This window comes from Micromonospora sp. LOL_014 (assembly GCF_048060245.1).
Classification (GTDB): Bacteria; Actinomycetota; Actinomycetes; order Mycobacteriales; family Micromonosporaceae; genus Micromonospora_E.
The window spans coordinates 18,133-39,644 of sequence record NZ_JBHMIP010000035.1 but is presented as its reverse complement, the minus strand read 5'-3'; the positions used below and the strand labels follow the sequence as shown (position 1 = coordinate 39,644).

General features: G+C 75.5%; 2 protein-coding genes and 1 pseudogene. All 3 read right to left on the bottom strand.

The features are described 5' to 3' along the window. Nucleotides 1–45: 45 nt before the first annotated feature. The 3 genes and pseudogenes from ACFHW1_RS25005 to ACFHW1_RS24995 all read right to left on the bottom strand — a co-directional run bounded on the left by ACFHW1_RS25005 (nucleotide 46) and on the right by ACFHW1_RS24995 (nucleotide 21,495). Entirely contained in the window at nucleotides 46–1,992 is a 1,947-nt protein-coding gene (locus tag ACFHW1_RS25005; protein ID WP_416616246.1) for an alpha-hydroxy-acid oxidizing protein, read from the bottom strand. Further along, nucleotides 1,986–8,243 (bottom strand): annotated as a pseudogene (locus tag ACFHW1_RS25000) (type I polyketide synthase); the annotation flags it as partial. The pseudogene ACFHW1_RS25000 and the gene ACFHW1_RS25005, both read right to left, overlap by 7 nt. Before the next feature lie 31 nt (nucleotides 8,244–8,274). After that, on the bottom strand, nucleotides 8,275–21,495 hold the full coding sequence (locus tag ACFHW1_RS24995) for an SDR family NAD(P)-dependent oxidoreductase (RefSeq protein ID WP_416616244.1): 13,221 nt from the start codon (nucleotides 21,493–21,495) through the stop codon (nucleotides 8,275–8,277). Nucleotides 21,496–21,512: the final 17 nt, after the last annotated feature.

The following is a 21,512-nucleotide window of genomic DNA, read 5'->3' as shown; positions in this document are numbered from 1 at the left end:
AACTCCGACCCAGGTCGGCCAGGCTCCACGCCACAAAACCGCACTTCACGTGCCACGATCGAGTTTCCGAACGGTACAGGCATGGCGGGACTCCCCGTCGGCCGGAGTGAGCAGGTCGGGGGTGAGGTCGGCGACGCGGGCGCAGCCGGTGAGGGCCAGCGCCAGGTCGACGTCCGCGAGCAGGCAGCGCAGAACGTGGGCGACGCCGGCCCGGCCGTCCAGGGCCAGCCCGTACAGGTACGGGCGGCCGAGCAGCACGGCGTCCGCGCCCAGGGCCAGTGCCTTGACCACGTCGCTGCCGGTACGGATCCCCGAGTCGACCAGCACCGGAACGCCGTCGCCGACCTCGGCCCGGACAGCGGGCAGAGCGTCCAGCGCGGCCACCGATCCATCGAGCTGGCGGCCGCCGTGGTTGGAGACGATCACTCCGTCCACCGCGCCCAGGTCCAGCGCGCGGCGGGCGTCGGCCGGGTGCAGGACGCCCTTGAGCAGGATCGGCAGCGATGTGACGGTCCGCAGCCAGGGCAGATCGTCCCACGTCAGGCCGGGGTTGGCGAACACCGCGGCCCAGCGCTCGACGACCGCACGGGTGTCGTGCCCGGCCGGCAGCCCGGCCCGGAACACCGGATCGGCGGTGAAGTTGGCGATCCCGGCGCCGTGCAGAAACGGCAGGTAGCCGTGGTCCAGGTCGGTCGGCCGGTAGCCGAATGTGGGCGCGTCCACGGTCAGCACGAGGGCCGAGTAGCCGCTGCGCTCGGCGCGGCGGACAAGGGACGCGGCCAAAGCTTGGTCATTGGGCCAGTAGAGCTGGAACCAGCGTGGCTGTGGGCCGGCCGCGACGGCCACCTCCTCGAGGGTGTGCGACGCGCCGGTGGACAGGACGAACGGGACGCCGACGTCCGCCGCCCCACGGACCGATGCGAGTTCGCCCTCCGGGTGCACCACGGTCTGCGCCGCCACGGGGGCCAGCAGCACCGGTGCCGGTAGGCGCTCGCCGAGCACGGTGACGCTCAGGTCGCGCCGGTCGGCGCCGCGCAGCATCCTCGGCAGCAGACGCCGTCGCGCGTACGCCGCCCGGTTGGCCCGGCCGGTGTCCCCGGTCCCGGCGTCGCCCGCCACGTACCCGTAGACGGCCGGCGTCATCACCGCGCGGGCCTGCTCTTGAAGGGCGGTCAGGTCGGTGGTGAGCCGCGGGGTGCCGCCGCCGATCCCGGCCAGATAGATCTCGCGTACCAGGCCGGGATCGGGGGCGGCGAGCAGCCGACCGGCGAGGAAACCGACCACCTCGGGATCGCGTCCCAGCAGGGCGAAGTGCCCCCCGGTGTGGGGCACGACGGCGCAGCCGCCGGTGGTGTGCCGTGCCCAGCCGCGGACCTGCTCCGCCGAGTTCTTGGGATCAGCGTCGGCGAGCAGCACGGTGACCGGGGCGCGTAGCACGACGCCCGCCGGCCGGTCGTAGCGGCGCAGCGCCCGGTGGTCGGCCCGCAGCAGGCGCAGGATCTCCTCGACCACGTCGTCCTCGCGAAGCAGTGCCTCCGGGATGCCGCCGAGCCGGCGCAGTTCGGCGATCACCGCCGCGTCGTCCATCGCGTCGAGGTCGGGCTCCCCCCAGTCGTCACCGGGTGGCCGGGCGGCCGAGACGACGAGGCCGGCGACCGTGCCCTCGCGTTCCAGCAGCCGGGCGGTCTCGAACGCGACGAGCGCGCCCATGCTGTGCCCTAGCAGGAACAGCGGCCGGTCGAGACGGGAGGCGAGCAGGCCGGCCGCCTCGGTGGCGAGCGCCGCGAGGTCCGTGGCGCAAGGTTGCGACCCGCGCTCGCGGCGGCCCGGGTACTGGATGGTGAGGACTTCCACGTCGTCAGGGAGGGCGCCGGCCAGGACGGCGAAGGCGTCGGCGGCGCCGCCCGCGTGCGGGAAGCAGGCCAGCCGTACGGCGGCGGCCGGGCGCGGGTGGAGCGTTCGGATCGGGGTGGTCTCGGTCAGGTTCAGCATGTCGCGTCCTCGGGTGCGGGACCGGCCAGCCGGTCGAGGTGGGTCGCCAGGTGCGCCGGGGTCGGCCAGTCGAAGATGAAGGTGGCCGGCAGCCGTGTCCCGGTCGCGGCGGCGATGCGGTTACGCAGTTCCACCACGGCGAGCGAGTCGAGGCCGATCCGGTCGAAGGGCACGTGCGGTTCGACCGCCAGGCCGGACGGATGTCCCAGGACCACTGCGGTCTCCTGGCGCACGACGTCGATGAAGGCCGCGGCCGGGGCGTCCGCCGTCGGTTCCGGGTCCTCGGGCCGGTGGTGGGTGAGGCCACGCAGCAGCGGCGGGACGGCCGCGTCGGGGGGGACGCCGTCGAGAGCCCAGCCGGACGCGACCGCCGTGGGCGCGTCCCGACGGATCGCCGCGTCGAACAGGGCCAGGCCCTCCTCGTCGGAGAGCGGCACCACGCCGGTGCGCGCCATCCGGGCGAGGTCGGCGTCGGTCAGGCCGGCGCCCATGCCGTCCGCGGTGTCGGCGTCCCGCCACAGGCCCCAGACGATGGAGGTGCCCGGCTGCCCCTGCGAGCGGCGCAGCTCCATCAGAGCGTCGAGGAAGGCGTTCCCGGCGGCGTAGCCGGACTGTCCGGCGGTGCCCAGGGTGCCGGCGAGCGACGAGAAGACGACGAATCTCCGCAAATTCATACCTCGGGTGGCGGTGTGCAAATGGACCGCCGCGTCCACCTTGGGCCGCAGCGCCCGGTCCAGCCGGTCCGGGGTCAGCGAGGCGAGGACGCCGTCGTCGAGGACGCCCGCCGCGTGCACGACGCCGCCGAGGCGGACACCGTCGCGGACCAGCCCGGCCAGCGCCGCCTCCAGGGCGTCCCGGTCGGCGGCGTCGCAGGCCACGCTGCGCACCTCGGCACCGGAGGCGGCCAGATCGGCGGCCGCCCGGGCGGCCGCGCTGCCGGGCGCCGGCAGCCGCCGGCCCATCAGTACCAGGTGCCGGACCCCGTGCGCAGCGGCCAGGTGCCGGGCGACCAGCCGGCCGAGCCGGCCGTGGCCGCCGACGACCAGGACGGCCCGGGAGGTGTCCCAGGCGTCGTCGCCGTCGGCGAGGGTGAGCACGATCTTCCCGGTGTGCCGCGCCTCGCCGAGGTACCGGAAGGCGCTCGGCGCCCGACGGATGTCCCAGGTGGCGACCGGCGGTGGCGTGAGGATCCCCCGCTCGAAGAGGTCGAGCAGGTCGGCGAGCGTCTGCCAGATCCGGTCCGGTCCGGGATCGCGCACGTCATAGGCGCGGTAGACGACACCAGGATGCTTAGCCGCGACCGCCGCCGGGTCGAGCCGGACCGTCTTGCCCATCTCCAGGAACCGGCCGCCGCGGGGCATGAGGCCGAGGGAGGCGTCGACGAACTCCCCCGCCAGTGAGTTGAGCACCACGTCGACGCCCTGGCCGCCGGTGGCCGTCCGGAAGCTCGCCACGAAGTCGAGCGTCCGGGACGAGGCGATATGGTCGTCCGGCACGCCGGCGGCACGCAGCATGTCCTGCTTCGGCGGGCTGGCCGTGGCGTACACCTCGGCGCCCAGATGCCGCGCGAGCGCGAGCGCGGCCATGCCGACGCCGCCGGTCGCGGCGTGCACGAGGACGGACTCGCCAGCGGCGAGGCCGGCCAGGTCCACCAGTCCGTGGTACGCCGTCAGGTACGCCACCGGCACCGCGGCGGCCTGCTCGAAGGACCAGCCCGTCGGGATCCGGCTCAGCAGCCGGTGGTCGGTGACCGAGACCGGTCCCACGCCGGCGAACAGTCCCATCACCCGGTCGCCGGGCCGCAGTCCCGGCACGCCCGGCCCGGTCTCCAGGACCACGCCGGACCCCTCGCCGCCCTGGCCGTGGCCCGTCGCGTCGGCGTCCACCGACGGCGGGATAACCCCGAGGGTGAGCAGGACGTCCCGGAAGTTGACGCCTGCGGCACGCATCCGCACCCGTACCTGGCCCGCCCGAAGCGGCCCGCCCGCCTGCGGCCACGGCACGAGCCCCAGGCCGGCGAAGGTCTCGCGGCCCACGAAGTCGAGGCGCCAGTACGGCTTCCCGGCCGGTGGGACGAGCACCGCGCCGGGGTCGGTGCCGGTGAGCGTCGGGTGATACGCGGCGCCGGCCCGCAGCGCGACCTGCGGCTCGCCGGTCGCCAGCGCCGCGACCAGCGCCCGCCGGGAGGCCGGTTCGCCGTCCTCGTCGGCGAGGACGAACCGGCCCGGGTGCTCGGCTTGGAGGGCACGGACGAAGCCCCAGGCGGCGCGCTGGGCCAGACCGGCGGGCCGCTGCTCGCCGTCCACCGCGACCGCGTCGCGGGTCAGCACGGTCAGGCGCGCGCCGGCGATCCGGTCGTCGGAGGTGAGGATGCGGGCGGCGGCCAGGAGGGAGTGCAGCGCCGACCGGGTAGCGGCCGCGTCGGCGCCCCGGGCGGTGCCGGCGAGCAGGATCCGCTCCGGCGCGGGCCCGTCCGGCCCGGCGGTGTCCAGGGCCGCCCGGAAGGCGGCGGGATCGGGGTGGACGTCCACCGTGACGCCGGCCGCCCGCAACGTGCCGGCCAGACCGTCGTCCGCGTCGGCGATGAGCGCCCACCGGCCGGCCGGCGCGGACCCGTCGGGGATCGGGACCGGCGTCCAGGACGGGACCAGCAGGCCGTCGCCGTCGCCGGGCATCGGCCGCAGCGCGAGGGACCGGATCGACGCCACCGGGTTGCCGTCGCCGTCGGCGGCGTCGATCGCGACCGCGCGGGCACCGGCCGGGGCGAGGCGTACCCGCAGCGTGGTGGTCGCGGTGTCCGGGAGACGGGCACCGGACCAGGCGTACGGCAGCGGCGTGCCGTCGGGGCCGGCCAAGCCGGTGACGGCGATCGGATGCAGGGCCGCGTCCACCAGCGCCGGGTGCAGCAGGTAGCCGTCCCGGTCGCCGTCCGGCAGCGCCACCTCGGCGAAGACCTCCGGGCCGCGGCGCCACACGGCTCGGACGCCGCGGAAGGCGGGCCCGTAGTCGAGGCCCCGTGCTGCGAGGTCCGCGTAGAGACGGTCCGGCGTCAGAGGTACGGCGTCCGCGCCCGGCGGCGGCCACGCGGTCAGGTCGGCGACCGGGCCGGCGGGTTCGTGGCCGAGGGTGCCGTGCGCGTGCCGTGTCCAGTCCCCCGGTTCCTGGCGGGCGTGTACGGTGATCTCCCGGCGTCCGGAGTCGTCCGGCACGTCGACGAAGACCCGCAGCTGCACCTCGGCGTCCTGGGGCAGCGGAAGCGGACTCTCCAGGACAAGTTCCTCGACCATCGGGCAGCCGGCGGCCCGGGCGGCGAGGGCGGCGAGGGACAGCAGCGCGGTGCCCGGCAGCAGTACCGTACCGGCAACCCGGTGCCCGGCCAGCCACGGGTGGTCGGCGAGGGCCAGCCGGCCGGTCAGCAGGAGTGCGCCGGTGCCGGGGATCTCGGCCACCGCGCCGAGCAGTGGGTGGCCGGCCGGGGTACAGCCGGACGCGCGGGCACCGGCGTCCGTGGCGGTGGCGGTGGCGTCCAGCCAGTAGCGGCGGCGCTGGAACGCGTACGTCGGGAGCGGGACCCGGCGCGCGCCCCGGCCGCCGAGGATCGCGGCCCAGTCGACCTGGCTGCCCGTGACGTGCAGCCGGGCGAGCGCGCCGAGCAGCGTCGCGGGTTCCGGCCGGTCGAGGCGCAGCGCGGTCGTAACGGTCCTGCCGGGCAGGCACGCGGCGGCCGGCGTGGCCAGGTCGCCGCCAGGGCCGATCTCCAGGAAGCGGGTGCAGCCCAGCCCGGCGAGGTGGTGCATGCCGTCCTGGAAGCGGGTGGTGCCGCGCGCGTGCCGGGTCCAGTAGTCGGGGTCGGCGAGCCCGCCGGGTTCCACCGCCTTCCCGGTGAGGTCGGAGACCAGGGTGATGCCGGGCTCTGTCGGGTCGAGGCGGGCGGCCACGTCCCGCAGCTCGGCCAGCGCCGGCTCCATCAGCGGGGAGTGGAAGGCGTGGCTGACCCGCAGCCAGGTGGCCCTGCCGCCGGTCGCCCTGAAGGCCGCGACGACGGTGGCGAGCGCGGGACTCTCGCCGGAGAGGATGGTCGACTCCGGCCCGTTCACCGCGGCGATCGCCAGGTGGTCCTCGTAGCCGGCGATCAGCGCGGCGGCCTGCCGCTCGTCCGCGGTCAGCACGACCATCGCCCCGCCACCGGGCAGCCGGCCCATGGCCCGGCCGCGGGCCGCCACCAGCTCGGCGGCGGTGGCCAGCGGCAGGGCGCCGGCCACATGGGCGGCCGCCAGCGCGCCCGCGGAGTGGCCGAGCACCGCGTCCGGGCGTACCCCCCAGGACTCCAGCAGCCGGAACAGGGCCACCTCGACGGCGAAGAGGGCGGGCTGGGCCCACTCGGTGCGCCTCAGCAGGGCGGCCTCGTCGGAGCCGTCGGCGGCGAAGACCACTTCGCGCAGCGGCCGGATCAGGTGCGGGTCGAGGGCAGCGCAGACCGCGTCGAAGGCGGCCGCGTACGCCGGATACGCGCAGTACAACTCGACGCCCATGCCGGGGCGCTGGGAGCCCTGGCCGGCGAAAAGGAACGCCGTCCGGCCCTCGTCCGCCATGCCCCGGTAGACGTGCGGTGACGACTCGCCGGCGGTCACCGCGCGCAGTCCTCCTTCGGCCGCTGCCGGGTCGGCTGCCAGCACCACCGCGCGGTGGAGCAGGGCATCCCGGGTGGTCGCCAGGGAGAGTCCGAGCGAGGCCAGGTCCGGGACCGGCCCGGCTGCCAGGAGCCGGTCCGCCTGGGCACGCAACGCGTCGGCGCCGCTCGCGGAGAGCAGCAGCGGCACGGTGCCCGGCACGGGCTCGACGACCTCGGGACCTGGCTCGGGCACCAGCGGGGCGGCCTCCAGGATGAGGTGGGCGTTGGTGCCGCTGATGCCGAACGAGGAGACCGCGGCCCGGCGCGGATGTTCACCGGCCGGCCACGGGATCCGCTCGGTCAGCAGCCTCACCGTGCCGGCCGACCAGTCCACGTGCGACGTCGGCCGCTCCGCGTGCAGCGTCGCCGGCAGGACACCCCGCCGCAGTGCTTCGACCATTTTGATGACGCCGCCGACGCCGGCGGCCGCCTGGGCGTGCCCGATGTTCGACTTCAGCGTCCCGAGCCACAGCGGACGGTCCGGTGTGTGCCCCCGTCCGTACGTGGTAATCAGCGCCCGCGCCTCGACCGGGTCGCCGAGCCGCGTGCCGGTGCCGTGCGCCTCCACCGCGTCGACCTGCGTAGCCGGCACTCCGGCGTCGGCCAGGGCCCGCTCGATCAGCCGCACCTGGGCGGTGCCGTTCGGCGCGGTCAGGCCGTTGCTGGCACCGTCCTGGTTGATCGCCGAGCCGCGGATCACCGCCAGCACCTCGTGTCCGTGGCGCACCGCGTCCGAGAGCCGCTCCACGAGCAGGAGCCCGGCGCCCTCGGCCCAGCCGGTACCGTCCGCGGACTCCGCGAAGGACCGGCACCGGCCGTCGGCGGACAACCCGCGCTGCCGGCTGAACTCGATGAACGACGTGGGTGTCGCCATCACCGTCACGCCGCCGGCCAGGGCCAGGCCGCACTCGCCGCGGCGCAGCGCCTGGCAGGCCAGGTGCAGCGCCACCAGCGAGGAGGAGCACGCCGTGTCGACCGTGACGGCGGGTCCATTGAAGTCGAACGTGTACGCGAGCCGCCCGGACGCCACGCTGCCCGCGCTGCCGGCGCTAAGGTAGCCCTCGTACTCCGCCGGGGCGGGGACGAGCCGGGACGCGTAGTCGTCATACATCACGCCGACGAACACGCCGGTGCGGCTGCCCCGGAGAGTCTGCGGCGGAATGCCGGAGCGCTCGAACGTCTCCCAGGCGATCTCCAGGAGCAGCCGCTGCTGGGGGTCGATCGCGTGCGCCTCGCGCGGGGAGATGCCGAACGGCTCGGGGTCGAAGTCAGCGGCGTTGTACAGGAAGCCGCCGCCGCGGGCGTACGACGTGCCGGCCGCGTCCGGCCCGGCGCCATGCAGTGCGCTCAGATCCCAGCCCCGGTCGCCGGGGAACGGGCCGATCGCGTCCACGCCGTCGGCGACGAGCCGCCAGAGGTCCTCCGGCGAGGCCACACCGCCGGGATAGCGGCAGGCCATGCCGACGATCGCGATCGGCTCGTTATCCCGTTCCTCTGCCTCGCGCAACCGCCGGCGGTAGTCCTGAGCCTCGGCGACGGCTCTCTTCAGGTAGGTCCGCAGTTCTGCTTCTTCAGCCACGTGAATCCCAGCTTTCCGGTGGGTCGGCCGTTCAGTCGAAGTTGTTGATCAGGGCGAACAGCTCCTCGTCGCTCGAGGCGTCGAGGGAGCGGGCGGGATCGTGGTCGCCGGTCCTCCCTGCGGCCGACTCGGCGGCGTCGAGCAGGGCGCGCAGCTCCGCCGCGACCCGCGCGAAGCCGTCCGGGTCGGCGGCCGCCCGCCGGACCGCGTCGGTGAGCTCGCCGAGGCGCGCGGTGACCGGCGGCTCCTCCACCGTCTCACTCGCCGCAGTGAGCAGGTCGCGCAGATGTCCCGCGACGGCGGCGGGGGTCGGATGGTCGAAGACGAGGATCGCGGGTAGCCGGAGCCCGGTGCCGCGGTTCAACGCGTTGCGCAGTTCCAGCGCGGTCAGCGAGTCGAAGCCCAGTTCCCGGAACGACCGGTCGCTGCGGACGGCCGCCGGATCGCCGTGGCCGAGCACCGCCGCCACCGCCGCCCGGACGAAATCGGCCAGAACCCGGTCCCGATCGGTCGCCGGCAGCGCGGCGAACGCGGCGGCGTCCAGGCGGTCCACGCTCGGCTCGGCCGGACGGCGGGCCGACGGCAGCGCCAGGTCACGCAGCAGCGGTGGCAGCTCGTCACCGGCCGCCCGCGCCCCGGCGGCGTCCAGGCGGGCCAGGGCCAGCACCGCGTCCCCAGCGGGCAGGGCCGCGTCGAACAGGTTGAGGGCGTCGTCGGTGGACAGCGGCCGCAGGCCGATCCGGGCGAGCCGCCGCAGGTCGGCCGGGGCCAGGCCGCCGCCCATGCCGCCGGCCGGCTCCCAGAGACCCCAGGCGAGGGACCGGGCGGGCAGCCCGGCCGCCGCGCGGTGCTGAGCGAGGGCGTCCAGGAAGGTGTTCGCCGCGGCGTATCCGGCCTGGCCTGCGGTGCCGAGCAGGCCGGCCACCGAGGAGTACAGGACGAAGGCGGTCAGCGGCCGGTCGCGGGTCAGCTCGTGCAGGTGCCAGGCGGCGTCCAGCTTCGCGGCCAGGACGGCGTCCAGGCGGTCCCCGGTCAGGTCGGCCAGGATCGCGTCGTCGAGGACGCCGGCCGCGTGCACGACCGCGGTCAGCGGCTGCTCGCCGGGGATGCGCGTCAGCACGGCGGCCAACGCGTCCCGGTCACTCGCGTCGCAGGCGGCGAAGCTCACCTCGGCGCCCCGCCCGACAAGTTCCTCGGCGAGTTCGAGCGCCCCGGGGGCGTCGGCACCACGGCGGGAGAGCAGGAGCAACCGGCGCGCCCCGTGCTCGGTGACCAGGTGGCGGGCGAGCGCACTCCCGAGCGCCCCGGTGGCACCGGTGATCAGCACGGTCCCTCGGTCCCACCGGCTCGCGGCGGGCCCGCCGGGCGGCGGGTCCGCCGGGACGAGCCGCGGCACCAGAATCCGGCCGTCGCGCACGGCGAGCTGCGGTTCGCCCAGCCCGGCCAGCCCGGCGGGCACGTCCACCGTGTCGACGTCGGCGAGGACGATCCGGCCCGGGTTCTCGGTCTGCGCGGTCCGCGCCAGTCCCCAGACCCCGGCGGCGGCCAGGTCGGCGACGTCCTCGACGCCGGTGGCCACAGCGCCCCGGGTGACGACGAGCAGCGTCGCGCCGGTCTGCCGTTCGTCGGCCAGCCACCGTTGCAGCTCGCGCCGCACCCCGTCGAGCATCGCGTGCGCCGCGGCGGGAACGTCACGGTCGCCGGGTCCGCTCGCCGCGACCAGGACGGTGGTCGCCCCGGCGCCGTCGGGCACGGGCGGGGGCGGCAGCGGGGTCCAGGCGACGCGGAACATGCCGCCGGCCGCCCGCAGCGCGGTGCCGTCGAGCGGGCGCAGGCGCAGCGCCTCCACCGTCGCGACGGGTACGCCCGACTCGTCCGCCAGGGTGAGCGACCCCTCGGCGAGCCGGATCCGGACGCGCAGCGCGGCCACCCCGGTGGCATGCAGGAACACGCCGGTCCAGGCGAACGGCACCCGCAGCGGGTCCCCGGGCCGGGTGCCGAGCACGAAGGGGTGCAACGCCGCGTCCAGCAGGGCGGGATGCAGCAGGTACCGGCCGGCCTCGGCGCGCACCGGGCCGGGCGGGGCGACCTCGGCGAACAGGTCGCCGTCCCCACGCCACACCCGGTGAAGCCCGCGGAAGGCCGGTCCGTAGCCGTAGCCGGCGGTGGCCAGGGTGCCGTGGAAGTCGTCTAGGGAGACCTCGGTGGCACCCGGCGGCGGCCACGCGGTCAGGCTCTCGCCGGTGCCGGCGCGTGCAGGCGTGAGCGTGCCCTCGGCGTACGCGACCCACGCGACGTCCGCGCCGTCCGGGCGGGCGTGCACGGTGATGTCGCGCCGGCCGGCGTCGTCTGCGGCGCCGACGGTGAGCTGGATCTGGACGGCGCTGGCCGGGCCAGACAGCACCAGCGGCGCCGGCAGGCTCAGGTCGGCGACTCGCGGGGCGCCGACGTGCCGCCCGGCGTGCGCCGTCAGTTCGAGCAGCGCGGTGGCCGGGACGACGACGGCGCCTGCGACGGTGTGGTCGGCCAGCCACGGGTGGGTCCGCACGGACAGCCGCCCGGTGAACACGTGGGTGTCCCGGCCGGCCAGGCTCACCGCCGCGGTCAGCAGCGGATGCCCGGGGTCGCCGAGGCCGAGCCCGCGCGGGTCGACGGCCGTCTCGGAGGCGTCGAGCCAGTACCGCTCCCGCTGGAACGCGTACGAGGGCAACGGGACCTGGCGCGCTCCCGGGAGGAGCACCCGCCAGTCGGGCGCCGCGCCACGCAGGCGCATCTCGGCGACGGCGCGCACGACGGCCTCCGCCTCGGGCCGGTTGCGGCGCAGGGTCGGCACGCACACCGGGCCGTCGCCCGTCAGGCTGCGGCGGGCCAGCGGGGTCAGCACGGCGTCCGGACCCAGCTCGACGAGGGTCACCACGCCCTCCCGTTCGAGGGTGCGTACGCCGTCCGCGAAGCGGACCGTCTCGCGGAGGTGGCGCACCCAGTACTCGGGCGTGCTCAGCAGGCCGTCGTCGGCGACGGTGCCGGTGACGCCGGAGACGATCGGGATCCGCGGCGGGCGCAGGTTGAGACCGCGGACGACGGCGCGGAACTCGTCGAGCACCTCGTCCATGTGCGGCGAGTGGAAGGCGTGGGCGCCGGGCAGCCGGGCCGTCCGGGTGCCGTTCGCGCGCCACCGCGTCATGATCTCCGTCACCGCGTCGGCGTCGCCGGAGATCACGACGGCGTCCGGTCCGTTCACGGCGGCGATGCCGACCGTGTCCGGCAGGCCGGGGGCGACCTCGGCCTCGGTGGCCTCGATCGCGGCCATCGCGCCGCCGCGCGCGGCCTGCATCAGCCGGCCGCGCTCGGCGACCAGGGCGCACGCGTCCGGCAGGTCGAACACCCCGGCGATGTACGCCGCGGCGATCTCGCCGACCGAGTGGCCGAGCAGGTAGTCAGGGGTGATCCCGATGTGCTCGACCACCCGGTACAGCGCCACCTCCACGGCGAACAGGGCGGCCTGGGTGAACACCGTCCGGTCGAGTGGGCCGTCGCCGGCGAACATGACCTCCTTGAGCGGGCGGGGCAGGCGCGGGTCGAGGTGGCGGCACACCTCGTCGAGGGCTGCGGCGAAGACCGGGTCGGCGGCGTACAGGTCGCGGCCCATGCCGGGGCGCTGGGCACCCTGGCCGGTGAAGAGGAACGCTGTCCCGCCCGGCGTGCCTCGTCCGCCGAGCACGACCTCGGGGGCGGCCTCGCCACGGGCAACAGCGGCCAGACCTCGGGTCAGGGCGACGCGGTCGGCGCCGATCACTGCGGCACCGTGGTCCAGCAGGGCGCGGCCGCCGGCCAGGGTGTAACCGATGTCGGCGACGGACTGCCCGGGGTTCTCCTCGACGTGACGGGCGAGGCGGGCGGCCTGCGCGCGGACGGCCTGCTCGGTACGGCCGGTGAGGATCCACGGGACGGGTCCGGTGGTGCCGGCGGCCGGGGCGGGCGGCGTGTCCGGGGGCGGCGTGGGCATGGGTGGCTGTTCGAGGATGACGTGGGCGTTGGTCCCACTGATCCCGAACGACGACACCCCCACCCGACGCGGCCGACCCGTCTCCGGCCACGGCCGCTCCCGCGACAACAACTCCAGACCACTGGCGTCCCAGTCCACCCGCGACGACGGCACATCGGCATGCAGGGAACGCGGCACCATCCCACGGTGCAACGCACCGATCATCTTGATGACCCCACCCACACCCGCAGCCGCCTGCGCATGCCCGATATTCGACTTCAACGAACCCACCAGAAGCCGACGACCATCGTCACGACCCCGCCCATAGACAGCGGCCAGCGCCTCGGCCTCGATCGGATCGCCCAGCACCGTCCCCGTACCATGCGCCTCCACCGCGTCCACCTCAGCCGGCGAAAGACCCGCATCCGCCAACGCCGCCCGCAACACCGCCTCCTGCGACGGACCATGCGGCGCGGTCAGACCATTCGAGGCACCATCCTGATTCACCGCCGTACCCCGCACCACCGCCCACACCCGATGACCCCGGCGCCGCGCATCCGACAACCGCTCCACCACCAGCAGACCCACACCCTCCGACCACCCCGTCCCATCCGCCGACGCCCCGAACGACTTGCACCGACCGTCCACCGCCAGACCGCCCTGCCGGGAGAACTCCCGGAACATGCCCGGCGTGGACATCACCGTGGCGCCGCCGGCCAGCACGAGGTCGCACTCCCCCGAGCGCAACGACCGCACGGCCAGGTGCAGCGCCACCAACGACGACGAGCACGCGGTGTCGACGGTGACCGCCGGGCCGTGCAGCCCGTACGTGTACGACAGCCGGCCGGACAGAACGCTGGACAGGTTCCCGGCGAGCAGGAAGCCCTCGGCCTCGGCGGGGACGCGGGCGAGCCGGGACGCGTAGTCGTCGTACATGGCGCCGGCGAAGACGCCGGTGTTGCTGCCGCGCAGGGTCTCCGGGTCGATGCCCGCGCTCTCGAACGCCTCCCACGCGGTCTCCAGGAGCAGACGCTGCTGCGGATCGGTGGCGGCCGCCTCGCGCGGGGACAGGCGGAAGAACTCGCGGTCGAACAGGTCCGCGTCGTGCAGGAAGCCACCGCTTCGGGTGTACGACGTACCGATCCGCCCGGGATCCGGGTCGTACAGCCGGTCGACGTCCCAGCCACGGTTGACCGGGAACTCGCCGATCGCGTCCACGCCGCCGGCCACCAGCCGCCACAGGTCGTCAGGAGAGGACACGCCACCGGGGAAACGGCACGCCATACCGACGATCGCGATCGGGTCGTCCGTATCTCTGGGAGCCTGTGCCGGCGCCGCCGGACTCTCCTCGGTCATCCGGGTCAGCAGGTGGGCGGCCAGCCGGGCCGGGGTGGGATGGTCGAAGACTGCGGTGGTGGTCAGTCGAAGGCCGGTTGCCGCCGCCAGCCGGTTGCGCAGGTCCACGTCGGCCATGGAGTCGAAGCCGAGGTCGTGGAAGGCGCGCCGGGCGTCGACCGCCCGCGCGTCGGCGTGCCCGAGGATTTCTGCGGCGGCGGACCGGACCAGGTCGAGGGCGGCGTCCGCCCGCTTGGTCTCGGGCAGCGCGGCCATCCGGCCGGCCCACCCGGGTCTGCTCCGCCGGCCGGTGGTCGACGGGGATGGCGCCGGCCGGGCGGGAGTCAGGGCGGCCGGCACCACGAGCGGCCGACCGACGGCGAGGGCGGCGTCGAACAACAGGAGGCCCTGCCCGGGGGTCAGCGGCCGGATTCCGGCCCGTTCCCAGCGGCTCAGGTCGGTCTCGCTCAGCCGGGTGCCCATCCCCTGAGTGGCGTCCCACAGGCCCCACGCCAGTGAGATGGCGGGCAGGCCGCAGGACGCACGATGGTGGGCGAGCGCGTCGAGGACCGTGCTGGCGGCGGCGTAGTTGGCCTGCCCGGCCGTGCCGACGATGCCGGACACCGAAGAGAAGAGGACGAACGCCGCCAAGTCCCGGTCGGCGGTCAGCTCGTGCAGCACGCGCGCGGCGTCGGCCTTGGGCCGCATCACCTCGGCCAGCCGCTCCGGGGTCAGCGACAGCGCGGTCCCGTCGGCGAGGACGCCGGCGGCGTGTACCACTGCGGTCAGCGGATGCTCGGCGGGGACGTCCGCGAGGACCCGGGCCAGCGCGGCGCGGTCGGCGACGTCGGCGGCGGCGACGGTGACCGCCGCGCCGAGGTCGGTCAGGTCGGCGGCGAGCCGGTCCGCGCCCGGCGCGTCCGGGCCGCCGCGGCTGACCAGCAGCAGCCGCCGCACGCCGTGCCCGGTCACCAGGTGCCGGGCGAGCAGACCGCCGAGCCCGCCGGTGCCGCCGGTGATGAGCACGGTGCCGTCCGGGTCGAGGCGAGGGCCCGTCGCCCCGGCCGGGCGGCAGCGTTCCAGCCTCGGCACGTGGACCCGACCGGCCCGGACGGCGGCCTGCGGCTCCCCGGCGGCCACGACCGCGGGCAGCAGGCCGGTCCCGGGTTCGTCGGCGTCGACCAGGACGATCCGGCCCGGGTGCTCGGACTGCACCGAGCGGATCAGGCCCCAGATGCCGGCGGCGTCCAGGTCCACCTCGTCCACCGGGCGCACCGCGACGGCGTTGCGGGTGACCACCAGCAGCCGCGCGTTGGCCCGGTCCTCGTCGGTCAGCCAGTCCTGGACCAGGCGCAGTGCGGCGTCGAGCCGGTCGGTGCGCGAGACGACCACCTCCCCGGCGATGTCCGCCCAGGTCGTACCGGGATCCGCGGACACGACCGGCCAGTTCAGGGCGAACAGCGCGTCCGGCGTGCCGAGCGTCAGGCGCTCCCGGGGTACGGGCCGCAACGTGAGCGACCCGGCGGCGACCGGCGTGCCGTCCGGCTCGGCAAGCTCCAGCGCGGCGGTGCCGTCGTCGCCGCGAATCAGCCGGACCCGGAGCCGGGTCGCGCGGCTCGTGCCCAGCGTGACGTCGGTCCAGCTGAACGGCAGGGGGATCAGATCGACGGCACCCCCCGGCGCGGCGGCGAGGACCAGGGCGTGCAGCGCGGCGTCGAGCAGGGCCGGGTGTACGCGGTACGCCCCGGCGTCCGCCTGCAGCGGTTCGGGCAGGCTGATCTCGGCGAAGATCGACCGGCCGAGGGTCCACACCGCGTCGAGGCCGCGGAACGCCGGTCCGTAGTCGTAGCCGTGCCCCGCGAGGCGCGCGTACGCGTCGTCCACCGTCTCGGCCGTGGCGCCGTCCGGGGGCCAGGCTGCTGACATGTCCGCAACGAGCGGCGTGTCCGCGGCGGGCGCCAGGATCCCGCCGGCGTGCCGGGTCCACTCGCCGTCCCGCTCCGGCCGGGCGTACACCGCGAAGGTCCGCCGGCCACCGGCGTCCCCGGCGGCCACCACGACCTGCAGGCGCACGGCGTCGGCCGCGGGCAGGACCAGCGGCGCCGCCAGGGTCAGCTCCGCCACCCTCGGGACGCCGGTCCGGTCGCCGGCCGCCACCACCAGGTCGAGCAGGACCGTGGCCGGCACCAGCACGCTCCCGCCGATCGTGTGGTCGGCCAGCCACGACCGCGCGGACGGCGGGATCCGGCCGGTGAACACGGTCTCGGTGCCGTCGGCCCGGTCCAGTTCACCGCCGAGCAGCGGATGACCGGCCGGTTCCAGGCCCAGGGCGTGCGCGTCGGTACGCGGGGCCGGCACCGTCCAGAAGCGCTCGCGCTGGAAGGCGTACGTGGGCAGTCGCGCCGGCGTGGCTCCGGGGAAGAACGCGCCGGCGTGCAGCGGGGCCCCGTTCGCGTACGCCTCGGCGAGCCCAGCCACGAAGCTCTCGGCCTCGTCGTGCCCGTCCCGCAGCAGCGACACCACCGTGGCAGCCCCGTCCAGCGTGCGCGCGGCCAGCGGCGCGAGCACCGGCCCGGGGCCGACCTCGATCAGCACCGTGGCGCCCAGCCCGGCCAGCCGGCGGACCGCGTCGGCGAACCGGACGGTGTCGCGGATCTGCCGGGTCCAGTGGTCCGGCGAGGACAGTTCCTCGACGGTAGCCGGCTCCCCGGTGAGGGTGGAGACGATCGGGATGCGGGGGGCGTGGAAGCGGACGCTGGCCGCGACCGCCCGGAACTCGTCCAGGACGCCGTCCATGTGCGGCGAGTGGAAGGCGTGACTCACCGCGAGGCGGCGCACCCGACGGCCCGCCGCACGCCAGCGGGCGGCGATGCGGCCGGCCTCGTCCTCGTCGCCCGAGACGACCATCGATCGGGGCGCGTTGACGGCGGCGAGGCTGACCCGGTTCTCCCGGCCCGCGAGCGACCGCCGTACCTCGTCCGGCTCCGCCTCGATCGCGATCATGACGCCGCCACGGCGGGCGGCCTGCATCAGCCGGCTGCGGGCCGCGACGAGCCGGGCCGCGTCCGGCAGGGTCAGCACGCCGGCCGCGTGGGCTGCGGCGATCTCGCCGATCGAGTGCCCGACGAGCAGGCTGGGCGAGGTGCCGTGGTGGTCCAGGAGCCGGAACAGGGCGGTCTCCAGTGCGAACAGTGCGGGCTGGGCGTCCGAGGTGCGGTCGTACGCATCGGCGCCGCCCGTGAGCATGCGCTCGCGCAGGGGCCCGTCCAGGAGGCCGTCGAAGGCGGCGCACGTCTCGTCCAGGGCGGCGGCGAAGACCGGGTGCACCGCGTACAGCCGACGGCCCATGCCGGGGCGCTGGGCACCCTGGCCGGTGAAGAGGAACGCGGTCCGGCCGCCGGCGGCCTCGCCCCGGTGCAGTCCGGGTGCTGGAGCGCCGGCGACGAGGGCGTCGAGGCCGTCGCGCAGGTCGGCGGCGGTGCGGCCGACGATCACGGCGCGGTTGGGAAAGGCGGTGCGGGTGGTGGCCAGGGCGGCCCCGAGAGCAACGGGGTCGGTGCCGGGCTCGCCGAGGTGGGCTCGCAGCCGGGCGGCCTGGGCTCGCAGGGCGGGCTCGCCGCGCGCGCTCAGCACCCATGGGGCCGGCGTCGCGGCGGGCGGCGTGTCCGGGGGCGGCGTGGGCATGGGTGGCTGTTCGAGGATGACGTGGGCGTTGGTCCCACTGATCCCGAACGACGACACCCCCACCCGACGCGGCCGACCCGTCTCCGGCCACGGCCGCTCCCGCGACAACAACTCCAGACCACTGGCGTCCCAGTCCACCCGCGACGACGGCACATCGGCATGCAGGGAACGCGGCACCATCCCACGGTGCAACGCACCGATCATCTTGATGACCCCACCCACACCCGCAGCCGCCTGCGCATGCCCGATATTCGACTTCAACGAACCCACCAGAAGCCGACGACCATCGTCACGACCCCGCCCATAGACAGCGGCCAGCGCCTCGGCCTCGATCGGATCGCCCAGCACCGTCCCCGTACCATGCGCCTCCACCGCGTCCACCTCAGCCGGCGAAAGACCCGCATCCGCCAACGCCGCCCGCAACACCGCCTCCTGCGACGGACCATGCGGCGCGGTCAGACCATTCGAGGCACCATCCTGATTCACCGCCGTACCCCGCACCACCGCCCACACCCGATGACCCCGGCGCCGCGCATCCGACAACCGCTCCACCACCAGCAGACCCACACCCTCCGACCACCCCGTCCCATCCGCCGACGCCCCGAACGACTTGCACCGACCGTCCACCGCCAGACCGCCCTGCCGGGAGAACTCCCGGAACATGCCCGGCGTGGACATCACCGTGGCGCCGCCGGCCAGCACGAGGTCGCACTCCCCCGAGCGCAACGACCGCACGGCCAGGTGCAGCGCCACCAACGACGACGAGCACGCGGTGTCGACGGTGACCGCCGGGCCGTGCAGCCCGAGGTGGTAGGCGATGCGGCCAGAGGCGACGCTGGTGGTGGTGCCGGTCAGGACGTGACCGCGGGCGGTCTCGTGGGCGTCGGCCATACGGGGGCCGTACTCCAGAGCGGTGGCCCCGACGAAGACGCCGGTGCCGCTGCCTTTGAGGGACGCCGGGTCGATGCCGGCCCGTTCGACGGACTCCCACGCGGTCTCCAGGAGCAGCCGCTGCTGCGGGTCCATCGCCTCGGCCTCCCGAGGCGATATCCCGAAGAACGCCGCATCGAACTGGGCGGCGTCGTGCAGGAACCCGCCATGCCGTACCGGGTCGCCCGGCTCGGCCTCCCAACCCCGGTCCACCGGGAAGTCCCCGATCGCGTTCACGCCGCCGGCCACCAGCCGCCACAGATCGTCAGGAGAGGACACGCCACCGGGGAAACGGCACGCCATGCCGACGATCGCGATCGGGTCACCAGCGGGGATCGGTGCCGGCGGACCTGATTGTGCGGGCACCACGCCGGCCAGCTCCGATTGGATGAAGGCGGTCAGCGCGGCGGGCGTGGGACAGGTGAAGAGGAGGCCGCTCGGCAGAGCGAGGCCGGTGGCGGCGGCGAGGGCGGTGCGCAGTTCGGCCGCCATCAACGAGTCGACGCCGAGGTCGCGGAAGGCGGTGTGCTCGGGGGCCCGCTCGCCGGGCGCGCCGCCGAGGACGGCGGCGAGGTGCGAGAACACCAGTTCCTCGACGCCGAGCTCGGCCGGCCCGCCGGCCGCGTTCGGGAGAGGAATGGCGGCGGGAGCGGGAGCGGCCACTTGGGTGCGAGTGGACGTGGCAGCCGGAGCGGAGGAGGTGAACCAGTGGTGGCGGCGCTGGAAGGCGTACGTCGGCAGTTCGACGCGGTGGGCCGGGGCGTCGGGCAGCAACGCGGTCCAATCCAGACGGTGTCCGCGGACGTGGGCTCGGGCCACCGCGTCGAGTGCCGTCTCGGGTTCCGGGCGGGCCGCCCGCAGCAGCGGGGCGGCGACCGCATCGGCCGCGACCGTGGCCGCGTGGCCGGTGAGCGTTCCGTCCGGTCCCAGCTCCAGCATCGTGCTGACGCCTGAAGCCGTCAGGGTGCGCACCGCGTCCAGGAAGCGCACCGGTTGCCGGACCTGGCGGACCCAGTACTCGGGCGAGGTGAGTTCGCCCGCCGTGACGAGCCGGCCGGTCACGGTGGAGACGATCGGGATGATCGGCGGGGCGTAGGTGAGCGCGGCGGCGGTGGCCCGGAACTCGTCGAGCATGGCGTCCATATGGGGCGAGTGGAAGGCGTGGCTCACGTCGAGCCGCTTCACCCGGTGCCCTCGCGCGGCGAGGGCGGTGGCCACGCGGTCGGCGGCATCCGCGTCGCCGGAGAGGACCATCGCGCCGGGGCCGTTGACCGCCGCGACGTCGAGGCGTCCGCTCTCGGTGCGCAGCAGGTCGCGCACCTCCTGCTCCTCCGCCCGGACGGCGATCATGACCCCGCCGGACGGCAGCGCCTGCATCAGCCGGGCGCGGTCGACGACCAGCCGGGCCGCGTCGGGCAGGGAGAGCACCCCGGCGACGTGGGCCGCGCTGATCTCGCCGAGCGAGTGGCCGGCGAGGTGATCCGGGCGCAGCCCGCACGACTCGAGCAGCCGGAACAGCGCCACCTCGACCGCGAAGAGGGCAGGCTGGGTGTACACCGTACGGTCCAGAGCCGGCCCGCCCTCGGCGATCACCTCCACGACCGGCCGATCCAGGAACGGGTCCAGCGCGGCCGCGACCTGGTCGAAAGCCCGGGCGTAGGCCGGGAAGGCGGCGTGCAGGCCGAGGCCCATCCCGGCGCGCTGCGCGCCCTGCCCGGCGAAGAGGAAGGCGAGCCGTCCCGGCGCGGCCACCGCGCCGCAGCGCACGCCGACGGCCGGCGTGCCCGCCGCGACCGCCCGCAGCCCGGCCAGCAGGCCGTCGCGGTCCTCGGCGGTGACGACCGCCCGATGGTCGAACATCTGCCGCCGCGTGGCCAGGGCGCGTGCGACGGACGCGGCGAGTGGCTCCGGCCTCTCCAGCAGAAACTCGTGCAACCGCGCAGCCTGTGCGCGCAGTGCTGCCTCGCTGTGGCCGGAGACAAGCCACGACACCGTCCTGTCACGCGGCACCGCCACGAAGGCCGGGACGGGCGGCTCGCCCACAACCGGCACCGGCGGCTCGGCCACCACGACGTGGCAGTTGGTGCCGCCCATGCCGAAGGAACTCACGCCGGCCAGCAGCCGGGAGTCCGGCCTGGGCCAGTCGGTGAGCAGGCGTTGCACCTCCAGGCCCAGGGTCGCGAGGGGCATGCCCGGGCCGGCAGCGGCAAAGTTCAGGCTGGCCGGCAGCTCCCGGTGGCGGATGCTCAGCAGCACCTTGATCAGGCCGGCGATCCCCGCAGCGGCCTCCAGATGCCCGATGTTGGTCTTCACCGAGCCGACGCGCAGCCGGTCGCCGTCAGATCGGCCGCGGCCGAGGACGCCGCCGAGCGCCCCCGCCTCGATCGGGTCGCCGACCGGGGTTGCGGTGCCGTGCAGCTCGACGTACTGGACCGCAGCCGTCGGTACGCCGCACGCCGCGTACGCCTCCCGCAGCACCGCCTCCTGCGCGGCGCCGCTCGGCACGGTCAAGCCGTCGGTGGCGCCGTCGTTGTTGACGGCGCTGGCGAGGATCGCGCCGTGCACCCGGTCGCCGTCGGCGAGCGCCCGGGCCAGCGGCTTGAGCACCACGACGCCGCCGCCCTCGCCCGGCACGAAGCCGTTGGCCCGGGCGTCGAAGGCGTAGGTGGTGCCGTCCGGGGACAACGCGCCGAAGAGCGACTCGGCCAGCACGTTGCCGGGCAGCAGATTGAGGTTCACGCCTGCGGCGACGGCCAGGGTGGACTCGCCGGCGCGCAGGCTGGCGCAGGCCAGGTGCACGGCGGTCAGCGAGGACGACTGGGCGGTGTCGACGACGAGGCTCGGGCCGCGCAGCCCGAGATGGTAGGAGACCCGGTTGGCGATGATGCCCCGGTTCAGCCCGGTCATCGTGTGCTGGGTGACCGTGCCGCCGCCGTGCTGGTGCACCAGGGCCGCGTAGTCGTCGCGCAGGGCGCCGACAAAGACCCCGGTGCGGCTGTCGCGCAGCATGCCGGGCACGATCCCGGCGTCCTCCAGCGCCTCCCAGACCAGTTCGAGCACGAGCCGCTGCTGCGGGTCCATGGCGGCGGCCTCGCGGGCCGAGACGTGGAAGAACGCGGCGTCGAAGTCGCCCACGGCGTCGAGGAAGCCGCCACGCCGCGAACCGGGGACGCCGTCCCACCGGCCGCTCGGCGCGTCGGTGACGGCGCTGCGGCCGCCGGCCAGCAGTCGCCAGTACGCGGCCGGGTCGCTCGCCTGCGGGAACCGGCAGGCGAGACCGACGACGGCAATGGGTTCCGGGATGTTGTCGGCGGACACGCGGCACCTCGCTCGTC